Source organism: Mesorhizobium sp. M4A.F.Ca.ET.050.02.1.1 (assembly GCF_003997725.1).
Taxonomy (GTDB): domain Bacteria; phylum Pseudomonadota; class Alphaproteobacteria; order Rhizobiales; family Rhizobiaceae; genus Mesorhizobium.
On sequence record NZ_RZSG01000143.1, the window covers coordinates 1 to 10,521 of the forward strand.

12 protein-coding genes are annotated in these 10,521 nt (G+C 59.6%); 8 read left to right on the forward strand and 4 right to left on the reverse strand.

Going from position 1 to position 10,521, the window contains the following annotated elements:
* Window positions 1-157 precede the first annotated feature (157 nt).
* Window positions 158-400: a hypothetical protein gene (locus EOA33_RS12515; RefSeq protein WP_127405759.1), complete on the reverse strand. Its 243-nt coding sequence runs from the start codon at window positions 398-400 to the stop codon at window positions 158-160.
* A 518-nt stretch (window positions 401-918) separates the two neighbouring features.
* Here EOA33_RS12515 and EOA33_RS12520 point away from each other — a divergent pair.
* Window positions 919-1,989: a LysR family transcriptional regulator gene (locus EOA33_RS12520; RefSeq protein ID WP_245482316.1), complete on the forward strand. Its 1,071-nt coding sequence runs from the start codon at window positions 919-921 to the stop codon at window positions 1,987-1,989.
* A gap of 436 nt (window positions 1,990-2,425) precedes the next feature.
* Here the strand turns inward: EOA33_RS12520 and EOA33_RS12525 are convergent, their stop codons facing one another.
* Window positions 2,426-3,331 (reverse strand): LysR substrate-binding domain-containing protein, encoded by a 906-nt coding sequence (locus EOA33_RS12525; protein WP_190234263.1) that lies wholly within the window; start codon window positions 3,329-3,331, stop codon window positions 2,426-2,428.
* Between the two features lie 232 nt (window positions 3,332-3,563).
* On the opposite strand from EOA33_RS12525, the gene EOA33_RS12530 reads away from it, so the two are divergent.
* The 5 genes from EOA33_RS12530 to EOA33_RS12550 all read left to right on the forward strand — a co-directional run bounded on the left by EOA33_RS12530 (window position 3,564) and on the right by EOA33_RS12550 (window position 7,877).
* Window positions 3,564-4,415 carry a transporter substrate-binding domain-containing protein gene (locus EOA33_RS12530; RefSeq protein ID WP_127405761.1) on the forward strand — a complete coding sequence of 284 codons (852 nt, stop codon included), beginning with the start codon at window positions 3,564-3,566 and terminating at the stop codon, window positions 4,413-4,415.
* A gap of 13 nt (window positions 4,416-4,428) precedes the next feature.
* Window positions 4,429-5,142: an ABC transporter permease subunit gene (locus EOA33_RS12535; protein ID WP_127405762.1), complete on the forward strand. Its 714-nt coding sequence runs from the start codon at window positions 4,429-4,431 to the stop codon at window positions 5,140-5,142.
* Entirely contained in the window at window positions 5,142-5,861 is a 720-nt protein-coding gene (locus EOA33_RS12540; protein WP_127405763.1) for an ABC transporter permease, read from the forward strand. The genes EOA33_RS12535 and EOA33_RS12540 overlap by 1 nt, the downstream gene beginning before the upstream one ends.
* Window positions 5,858-6,640, forward strand: a complete 783-nt coding sequence (locus EOA33_RS12545; protein ID WP_127405764.1) for an ATP-binding cassette domain-containing protein — start codon at window positions 5,858-5,860, stop codon at window positions 6,638-6,640. Before EOA33_RS12540 ends, EOA33_RS12545 begins: the two co-directional genes overlap by 4 nt.
* A gap of 61 nt (window positions 6,641-6,701) precedes the next feature.
* Window positions 6,702-7,877 carry an FAD-binding oxidoreductase gene (locus tag EOA33_RS12550; protein ID WP_190234264.1) on the forward strand — a complete coding sequence of 392 codons (1,176 nt, stop codon included), beginning with the start codon at window positions 6,702-6,704 and terminating at the stop codon, window positions 7,875-7,877.
* A 335-nt stretch (window positions 7,878-8,212) separates the two neighbouring features.
* Here EOA33_RS12550 and EOA33_RS12555 read toward each other — a convergent pair whose 3' ends face one another.
* Window positions 8,213-8,749: a hypothetical protein gene (locus EOA33_RS12555; protein WP_127405766.1), complete on the reverse strand. Its 537-nt coding sequence runs from the start codon at window positions 8,747-8,749 to the stop codon at window positions 8,213-8,215.
* A gap of 112 nt (window positions 8,750-8,861) precedes the next feature.
* Window positions 8,862-9,359: a hypothetical protein gene (locus EOA33_RS38990; RefSeq protein WP_190234265.1), complete on the reverse strand. Its 498-nt coding sequence runs from the start codon at window positions 9,357-9,359 to the stop codon at window positions 8,862-8,864.
* 250 nt (window positions 9,360-9,609) lie between these two features.
* Here EOA33_RS38990 and EOA33_RS12565 point away from each other — a divergent pair, with 250 nt between their 5' ends.
* The gene (locus EOA33_RS12565; protein WP_127405768.1) at window positions 9,610-10,251 is read left to right on the forward strand and encodes a DUF47 domain-containing protein; all 642 of its coding nucleotides are present in this window, start codon (window positions 9,610-9,612) and stop codon (window positions 10,249-10,251) included.
* Between the two features lie 3 nt (window positions 10,252-10,254).
* Window positions 10,255-10,521 (forward strand): inorganic phosphate transporter (locus tag EOA33_RS12570; RefSeq protein WP_190234266.1); only part of this gene is annotated, 267 nt, incomplete at its 3' end.

Sequence of the window (10,521 nt, forward strand, 5' to 3'; positions counted from 1 at the left end):
TTGTCCAGCGGCGGCTTGGCCTGCTCGGTCTTGGCGGCAACTTCCTGCGTCACCGGGACTTTCTTCTGGGCCTCCGCCGTCTGCGACAGGGCAAGCACGACGAACAGCCCTGACATAACGAATTTCCTGACGGTTTTGCTCTCCTGGCTCTGTGGCCTCATGGCTTGAAACCAGTCGCGTCGAGCACGGCGACCTGGTTGCCGTCGATGTAGAAGCGGATCGCGTGCGCCTCGTTGTCGATGTCTATGCGCGTCGGTTGCGCGGCCAGCGCCGCCCGGGCGGTCCTGGCATATTTCGAGGGAAAATCCCCAGCCGGTGCGTAGTGGAAGAGTAACGCCAATGCGATGCATCCGGCGGTAAATACAAGGAAGGTAAGTCTGGAAGAGGTGGTCGACGTCATCTAGTCGTTCCTTCAGGTTGAAGTGGCATCTACTGTTCGGTTGCTCCAGAAATCGAAACATGACATTTGGCGTAACCAAGCTCTGTTCAAGGACCTTATGCCATATGACCACAGCTAGAAGGCGGCAGCGGTCGGCGGGCGAAAAAGTGATGGTACTCTCGGCGCACATACGCGCGACCCGCGCACTAACGCCCAACAGGAATTCCGCACAAGAGATTTAAAATGTCTGGTTTTTCTTTACTAGCGAATCGTTATTGCCGCACCAAAGAGCCGCAGCTTTTATGCTCTCCGACATCCGCTAGACACTTTCATCGAACTAACCTTGGAGGTTACACTACATAGACTAGTATAACCTGGTAGTCCCGATCACGCGGTCATGTCGCCGCATTGTTCGGAGGCAATCGCCGATACATTTGCAAGGCAACAAGACCGAGAGAAGCTAAGCTTTCAATTGATATGTAGCGCATGGTTGCTCCTTTTGATTTGATAAGTTACTGGAAGATCTTGGAACAAATTCATTGCCCAACCTCTCATTAATTCTTAATGATCAATGTCGCTTGAAGATATTTCTTCACCCATATGTCGACAGGTTTAATTATGTCGATGACGGTGCTGCTGTCTTGTGCTATGTTTTGTTCAGCCTGCTGCAAGAATTGCAGCGGTGGTGCCGGAGGCTGCCGATGCGTTACCTGAACTCCGCTCACTATATCGATGTGGTGGCCAAGACCGGTTCGATCCGCGCCGCCGCAGAATTGCTCGCCATAACCTCGACGGCGCTCAACCGGCGTATATTGGCGATGGAGGCCGAGCTCGGCGTTGCGATTTTCGAGCGACTGCCTCACGGCGTGCGATTGTCTAGCGCCGGCGAACTTCTAGTGCAGCACATGCGCAACCAGTTATCCGATATGGAGCACGTGAAATCGCAGATTGCAGACCTTGCTGGCGCCCGGCGTGGCCATGTGGCGATCGCCTGCAGCCAGGCGCTATTGCCCTACCATTTGCCGATGCAGATCTCACTCTACCGCAAGGAACATCCGAATGTGACCTTTGGAGTGCACCTGCGCGACCGGGAGGAGGCCGAGCGTGCCTTGGTCGATCACACGGCCGACATCGCCATCGTCTACGAGCCAACTCGGCTGGCTGCTTTCATGACGCTGATGCGGGTGCACCAGCCGGTGCATGCGGTTATGCGGCCCGATCATCCGCTGGCTTCTCACGAGACGGTGCGCTTGCGCGCTTGCCTCGACTATCCAATCGCGCTTCCCACATCAAGTTACGGCGTGCGCTACCTGCTCGACATCGGGGCGCAATCGTCATCGCTGCAGCTGGAGCCGGTGATTCAATCGGACAGCTTCGAATTCCTGCGCAACCACGCTATCTCGGAGGATATCATCACCTTCCATTTCCCAATTGGCCTGTCCCACCAGACGATGACCGGTGATATGATCTCCCGGCCGCTCGACCCGCGCGACGTGCCCGCTGGCATGCTCTATGTCGGCCAACTCAAGGGCCGCACCCTGCCGGTGGCCGCTGCCCGTTTCGCCGACCAGCTTTCCGACTCGCTGGCGCAGCAGTATGACGTGTCGTGATGGCACCTGCCACTAAGCTTAATGACTGGATAAGGCTGTCGAACGCCCCCTCAATAGTGGGTCTTACGATGTAGCGGTCTTCCGCTACCACTTCAAATCCACTATTTTGGCGAACGGGTCTCGCGCAGCCACTGACCGCGCTATGATAACGGCAGATAATAAAAACAAGCATTTACGTTAAACGGCGCGCTATCGTTGACGAGTGTGACTGGTATGCCGAACGGGTTCATCTGCATGCCAATCAAATAGGCCGTCTGCATTCTCAATGACGAGCCGCGGCGAAGGGTTCGGGAAATCTGCAACTCGCTGCCTACCTTATCCCGACCGCCTTTCGACCGTCCGCTTGAGCATTGCCGTTCACGACCGCATCATCCTCGGCCGCAAAGGCAATGCTTGGGGCTGCTGCTGATTTGACAAGGCAGTGTCGGGCCGCATTCTAAAACAAACGAGTGTTTCCGGTTATATTCTCTTCCAGAGCGGTTCGAAACTCTCGCTCGAAGGCCTGCTGAAGCATGGACGAGACCTGGGCCCTGTTTCGGGTCATATAGATGTGGCACTGAAGCTGAGGGCTGAAAGGACGTATAGTCAATTTGCCTGACCATCGGGCGGCCGAGAACGGGTCGACGATCGACACGCCCAGGCCCTGTGCGACCAGGGCGCAGGCCGTATCGGCGAATGGTGTTTCGAAACGGTAGCCGACGGCAACGCCGGCGTCATCGAGCGCGCGCTCGATGTCCTGCCGCGTACGGTCCTCGCGGCCAAGTGCGATGAATTCCTGCCCTTCGAGCTGGGATGCGAGCACCACGCCGTTATTGGCGAATGGGTGGTCGAGCGGCGCCACGCAGACGCATTCCGTCTGGAAAATCAGGTCGCAGGCGATGGCTGGATCCACCACCGGCATCTGAATGAGGCCGAGGTCGATCTGCTTGCCCGCCGTCAATTCCACGATCCGCAGCGAGGCTGCGGGGAAGATGCTCATGCGGGCCTTCGGATGGCGTCCGGCAAATGCCTTCAGGAAGCGCGGCAGGACGATGCTCGCAAGCGCCGGATAGACACCGATCATCAGGCGTCCGGCTTCCAGCTGCTGAATATCCCCGGCCAGGCGCCGTATTCGCGCCATACCCTTGACGATCCGCCCGACTTCTTCGTTGAGGAGCATGGCTTCCGCCGTCGGAACGAGGCGGCCCGCCCGACGAATGAAGAGCGGGATTTTCAGGGCATGCTCGAGGTTCGAGATATGCGCGCTGACCGAGGGCTGGGCGATATGCAAAAGCTCGCTGGCGCCGGTGACCGTTCCCGCCTCCATGACCGCTCGGAAAGCTTCGAGTTGCTTGTAGTTCATAAGCCATCCCTGAGGGTTCGCGTTGGATGAACCGTATAGGAAAAACCTATGCGCCGCGAAACATTTCATATTGGAATGTTTTGGCGGATTCTTCTCTATAGTCGAAAGCAACAACCCATTACTGCGGTCCCGCAAAGGCATCCGAGATCGCCTCATCCGGATGAGGGTATTTGTTTTTCCTATCGTCGGCGGCGAGGTTGCGGGCGCTTCATAACAAGAGAGGAAACCTTACATGATCAGAAATGCCATCGTGGCGGCGGCGATATCGCTGGCCGGCCTTTGTTGGTCTGGTGAAGTCTGGGCGCAGGACACGCTTCATATCCGCATCGCAACCGAAGGCGCGTATGCGCCTTGGAACTATACGCTCCCGGACGGCACGCTTGCCGGTTACGAAATCGATCTTGCCAAGGAGTTGTGCAAGCGCATGAAGGCGCAATGCGAGATCGTCGCGCAGAACTGGGACGGGATGCTGCCGGCGCTGAACGCCGGAAAATTCGATGCCATCATCGCCTCCATGGGCGTGACGCCCGAGAGGGCGCAAGTGGCCGCGTTCTCGGATCCCTATTCCACCGCGCCCAACGCTTTCCTGGCGATGAAGGGCAGCGGGCTCGCGGAGGCCCTGCCCTGGCACGACAAGTTCGACCTTCGCGACAATGCGGCGGGATCGAAGGACGCCAAGGACGTTATCGAAAAGCTCGACACGGCGCTCAAGGGGAAAGTCCTCGGCATCCAGGGGTCGACGACCGCCGGCAAGTTCGTCGACGAGTATCTGAAGGGTGTGGTCACGGTCAGATCCTACAAGACGCAGGACGAAGCCAATCTCGACGTCCTGGCGGGTCGGATCGACCTGACCATGGCCAACATCACCGTGCTCGCCGAGGCTATGAAACGGCCAGACATGGCAGAGGCGGAGCTCGTCGGACCGACGTTTCTCCTGGCCAGCGGAACATGCGTGGCTTTCCGCAAGAGCGACACCGTATTGAAGGATGCATTCAATGCCGCCATCCACGCCGTCAACGCCGACGGTTTCAACAAGGCATTGACGGAAAAATGGTTCGGCGTCGACATCTCGGCGAAGAACTGAAAACGAACCCGCGATGACGGCTTCCGACTTCGTTCTGGGCTTCGGTGCCGCCGGTTGGGGGGCGGCGCTCCTTCAAGCCGCGATGATGACCTTGGCGGTAGCCTTGACCGGCTACGCCTTCGGCCTTCTGGCCGGCAGCTTCGGCGCATGGGCAAAGATCAAGGGAGGCATCCTTCCACGCTTGGTCGCCGATGCCTACACCACGGTGCTTCGCGGCATACCCGACATCCTCGTCATCTATCTCTTCTATTTCGGCTCGAGCGCTATCCTGACCCCACTTGCCGGTCTGTTCGGCTTTTCGGGTTTCTTCAGCCTGCCGGGCTTCATGGCCGGTGCGCTGGCGATCGGGCTGGTGTCCGGAGCCTATCAGGCCGAAGTCATGCGCGGCGCCTATCGCGCGGTCTCGCTGGGTGAGATCGAGGCGGCAATCGCATGCGGCATGTCCCCTATGACGACATTCCACCGGATCGTCGCACCCCTTGTGCTGCGGCATGCGCTGCCTGGTCTCGGCAATGTCTGGCAGCTGGTTTTGAAGGAATCCGCGCTGGTCTCGGTCACCGGGCTCGTTGAAATCCTGCGACAGGCGCAGATCGGCGCCGGATCGACCGGCCAGCCATTCACCTTCTTCTTCGCCGCCGCCGTCCTCTATCTGGCCATTTCGTCGATCTCGACATGGCTCCTGCGCCGGGCCGAGAGCCGGCTCGCAGTTGGCGTGAGGCCGGCCTGATGGATATCCCGTTCCTATACCAGACGCTGCTGAAGCTCCTGACCGGCGTGCCGCTGACATTGCATCTCGCGGTATCCTCCGTGGCGCTTGGCGCCGTTCTGGCCATCATCCTGGCCCTAGCCAGGCTGTCAGGTCTGCGCATCCTGGCCTGGCCCGCATCCTGCTACGTCTTCGTCTTCCGCTCCACGCCGCTGCTCGTGCAGATCTTTCTGGTCTATCACGGTCTCGGCCAGTTCCATGTCGTGCGGGCCAGCTTTCTGTGGCCCGTCCTGCGCGAACCCTACTGGTGCGCGCTCATCGCCTTGACCTTGAATACGGCTGCCTATTCCAGCGAGATCGTCCGGGGCGCGTTGCTCTCGGTTCCTCCCGGCCAGATCGAGGCGGCGCGGGCATGCGGCATGTCGAGTTTCACGCTCTATCGCCGCATCGTGTTCCCGCTGGCCCTGCGCCACGCTTTGCCGGGGTACGGCAACGAGTTCATCCTGATGATAAAGTCGACGGCGCTGGCCTCGATCATCACCCTGATGGAGGTGACTGGCCTGGCGACGGAGCTTATCTCCGAATCCTTCCGCGCCATCGAAATCCTGATGGTGGCGGCCGCGATCTATCTCTTCATCAATTTCACCGTCACGCGGCGCGTGCAATGGGCTGAATACGCGTTGAGTGCCGAGCTGCGGTCGCCGCCGGCGGCGGCACCTGGCAAGGGAGCACCCCTATGATCGACCAGATCAAACCGGCCGTGCGCCTGACGGATTTGCGCAAGAGCTTCGGCGCCTTAGAGGTGCTGAAAGGTATCTCGCTCGAGGCGATGGAAGGCGACGTGATCTCGATCCTCGGCTCCTCGGGATCGGGCAAGTCGACCATGCTGCGTTGCATCAACATGCTTGAAACGCCCGATAGCGGGCAAGTAGAAGTCGGCGGCGAGACCATCCGGCTGACACAGGCGGGCGGAAGGACGCGGCCCGCCGACAGGCGCCAGTTGCAGCGCATGCGCGCGCGCATCGGCATGGTGTTTCAGAACTTCAATCTCTGGTCCCACAGGACGATCCTCGAAAACCTGATCGAGGCCCCGATGCACGTTCAGAAGCGGTCTCGCTCCGATTGTGTGGAGGAAGCCGAGGCGCTTCTGGAAAAGGTCGGCATTGCCGACAAGCGCAATCATTACCCCGCGCATTTGTCCGGCGGTCAGCAGCAGCGGGCGGCGATCGCCCGTGCGCTGGCACAGCACCCGAAGGTGATGCTTTTCGACGAACCGACCTCCGCGCTCGACCCGGAACTGGTCGGCGAGGTCCTGCGCGTGATGCGCGCGCTCGCCGAAGAAGGAAGGACGATGCTCGTCGTTACCCACGAAATGGGCTTCGCGAAGGAGGTCTCCAGCAAAGTCGTGTTTCTGCACAAAGGCGCGGTCGAGGTGGAAGGCCCTCCAGACCAGATGTTCTCCGCTGCCCCGTCGGACCGCTTCCGGCAATTCCTGTCCGGCGGCAATGGCCGGAAGTGAGCCGACTGCACCCGCGCATGCGATATTCACAGCCACACATACCCGAGAAGGAAACAACACCATGGCCACACAGTCCACCGTGTCCGAGATCGTGATCGTTGGAGGCGGCATCTACGGTGTGAGCCTCGCCTACGAACTGGCGCAGGCCGGCAGGACGATTACGCTGCTGGAGGCCGACGACATCGCCGCGGGCGCTTCGGGCGGCTCCGGTGAACGAGGCGTGCGCGCAAACGGCCGCGACTTGCGCGAGCTGCCGATGGCGACCGTCGGCTTTCCGCTCTGGGCGCAGTATCAGCAACAGTTCGAGGGCGGCGTCGGCTACCGCCGGACCGGGGGCCTTCATCTCTTCAATATCCCGCATGGCGCGCACGAACATGAGGTGCGCGGCAGTATGGAAGCGATGGCAATGGTGCAGAACGCGCTAGGGGTTCCTTCCCAACTTCTGAACCGCGATGAAACGCTGGAGCGCGAGCCCGAGTTGGCTGGCGATCTGATCGGCTCGGTCTATTGCCCAGATGACGGGGTATGCGACCACACCTTCGCCACGCAGGCATTCGCAAGCCGGGCGCGCAAGGCAGGAGCAACCTTGCGAACCGGCTCGCGCGTCACTGAGATCCTCCACACCAATGGGAGAGCAACGGGGGTGAAGCTGGCGAGCGGCGAAGTCGTACCTGTCGGCGAAAAGCTCGTCCTCCTCGCCAACAAGGGCGTGCTAGCCTTGCTGAAGCCCGTTCTCCAGCCGCAGGAAATCATGCCCGTCACCACCCAGATGCCGCAAATGATGTTTGTCACCAACCCGAACGGCAAAAAGATCAATCATCTTCTGGGTCACGCCTATCGTAAGCTATCCGTGAAGCAGATTGCAGATGGGACATTGATGCTTTCAGGAGGCTACAGCGTCGCTCATACGGCCCAGGGGCATTGGAAAGGATCGCTGAGCTCGATAGCGCTCGGCTTGACCGATGCCATCGCGACCCTGCCCTTCATCGACGAGTCGTCGTTCCTGAACGTCGATGCTTCCCGCGTCGAAACTTGCGCGGTCGACGGCATCCCGATTGTCGATACGCCCGCTGCCTTGCACAACACCCTCTATGGATTTGCCTGGACCGGCCACGGCTTCGCGATCGCCCTTGGCTTCGCCAGATATTTTGCCGACTGGATCCTTGGCGGAGAAAAGCCGCATGCCCTCGAAGCCTTCTCGGGGAAACGCTTTCACGGGCCGTTTTCCAGCCGCTAGTCCAGCTTCCGATCAATGGTTGCGTCGGGCTGGCAACGGTCGGCCGGCGACGTGGTTCCGAAAGAAACCGCCATTTTTGACCCCTTCCCCGTAGCGGAGGAACAGTTTGTGGTGCCTGCAAAAAAGCTTCCAGCGTGCTGCCAACGGTTGGAACCGTTCGGTAACGGCGCCCAGGAAAAACAGGCACTTAGCCTTAAAGGCGCGTTAATCCCGAGCAATTGAAAAGCCTCGTGAATTTCTGATCCGATACCGCTGCCGCTCTTGTCAGGACACTTAAGCGGGTCGGCACAGCAGTCGGCGACTTTCAGCCATGGCGCGACCATATTTTCCCGTCGTCATGCTTGGCGACTTTGCTGGCATGTCCAACCAACGCCCCACGCCCTTCCTTCGATGCTGCCGGGGGAGCGCAGATCGCAAGCGCACAAGAGTCCGGCTTGTCGCCGCCTTCCGGTCCACGGTGTTGTGCCCTGTTGGGCAAACCAGAGCTCGTTCCAATCGATGCCGCTGCCGAGATCCAGTTCGTCATTTTCATTCGGAGAGTTGGACAACTGAGAGTCCGAAATCGTGTCGCTTCCGGAACCGGACACGAACATGTATTTGTCATTTGAACCGATCACGGCGACCGAGCTGTTCTGGCCAAGCGATATCTGATCGTTGCTGCCGGTGACGGTAACGGCAATGCCGGAACCGACCTGGATCGAGGCGGCCGAAGCAGCAACAGTTGCCCCATCTTTTCGAATGTCGATATTGATCGCGTCGGGGTGTCCATTTGCCCCGAGATGAACGATGCGCTGTTCCAGAAGGTTGCCGGTCCCATCGGTTTCGATCGATGTGTTGACCGCTGTGCCGTTCTGGCCGGGAGGCGGTGCCATCAGTCAGGATGGTATCTGTGTTCCGTTGCCATCCCAGTCGATGGACGTCGTTTTCGATCGGGCGTCGGCACTGACACTCGCGCTGGCGCGATAGGTCAGCGCTCCCCCTGCATCATAGTCGCTGGTTGTAGTCGTGGTTACCACCGTCGCTGCCGATCATGATCGAGGACGTCTCGGCGTGCCCAGTGTATCTCAGTTCGACCACCCGCCGAAGCGGTCGTTCATCCAAGGCCCATAATGTGCTATGATTCGCGTCATGGGCAAGAAGGCAAAACTTAAGGCCAAGCATGCCGTTGAAGAGCCGGTAGAAGCCGAACTTGTAGCGGAAGCGGCCTACTACGCCCGCAAGTGTGGGATCACCATCCACGAAGCCGCCAAGATCATTCGGGAAGCTCACGGGCCGAAGCTCTCGATAGTCCGCAAAGACAAGGGAAGATAGTCGCCCGCTTAGGCAGCCCTTCTTTTGGGCCGTGCTTGGGGGTGCCACGGCGTCCATCTTCTCGCAATGGCCTTCCGTCGACCAGAGCGTCTTGCCGCCATTGCCGGCGTCATCTTCAGTGTCTTGTGCATTTTGATCACGTTGTACCAGACCGTTGTAAATGGCGGTCATACGGACGCGGTTGTCGAACTTCTTTGAGAGTCATGGGTCGGGCTCGTGAAGCGGCGGTTAGCCATGCGCATGGTGAGGTTGGCGCTCGACATGCACCCGATTCGGGATTGCCTTCGATACGCGTCTTGGTCGCGCCAGTATGTAGACGGTGAGACACTGTCGTAATCGAATCTCGTCCGCATTTTTTAAGCCGGCTGTTTTCCCGTGTCGCATGGCGCTATGTGGGACAGACGGAAACTGGGAGGACAAGATGCTGGGTTGGTTTCGCAGACTGTTGCCGCGCGAAGATCGCTTCTTCGATCTGTTCGAGCGGCATTCGCGCACAGTGGTCGGCGGCGCCGAGGCCCTCGAAGAGCTGCTCCAGGGCAAGGAAATCGACCGTTGGTGCCAAAAGATCGTCGATCTCGAAAACGATGCCGACGGCATAACGGCCGAGGTCCTGCTTGCCGTCAGGCGCTCCTTCATCACGCCCTTCGACCGCGGCGACATCAAGGACCTGATCCAGTCGATGGATGACGCCATCGACATGATGCACAAGACCGTAAAGACGGTGAAATTGTTCGAGGTGGCGGCCTTCGATCCGTTAATGCGGGAAATGGGCGGGGTCATCGCCCAGGCCGCCCGGCTGGTCGCCGAAGCGATTCCCCTACTGAGCAAGGTCGGCGCAAATGCCGCGCGCCTCAACGCCATCGCCGAAGAGGTCATGCGTGTCGAGGGCCGCGCCGACGACCTGCACGAGCAGGGCCTCAAGGATCTTTTCAAGCGGCACGGCCGCAGCGATCCAATGGCCTATCTGATCGGTTCGGAGATCTATGGCCAGTTGGAAAAGGTCGTCGACCGGTTTGAGGACGTCGCCAACGAGATCAGCGGCATCGTGATCGAGAACGTGTAGGCGATGGACACCACGATCGCTTTTCCCCTGCTGGTCGGCCTCGTTGCCGTGGCGCTGTTCTTCGATTTCCTCAACGGCCTGCACGATGCCGCCAATTCGATCGCGACCATCGTTTCCACCCGAGTGCTCAGGCCGCACTACGCGGTATTCTGGGCGGCCTTCTTCAATTTCATCGCTTTCATGTTCTTCGGCCTGCACGTAGCCGAAACCGTGGGCAAGGGCCTCGTCGATGTCAGCATCGTCACACCGGCGGTTATCTTCTCTTCCCTG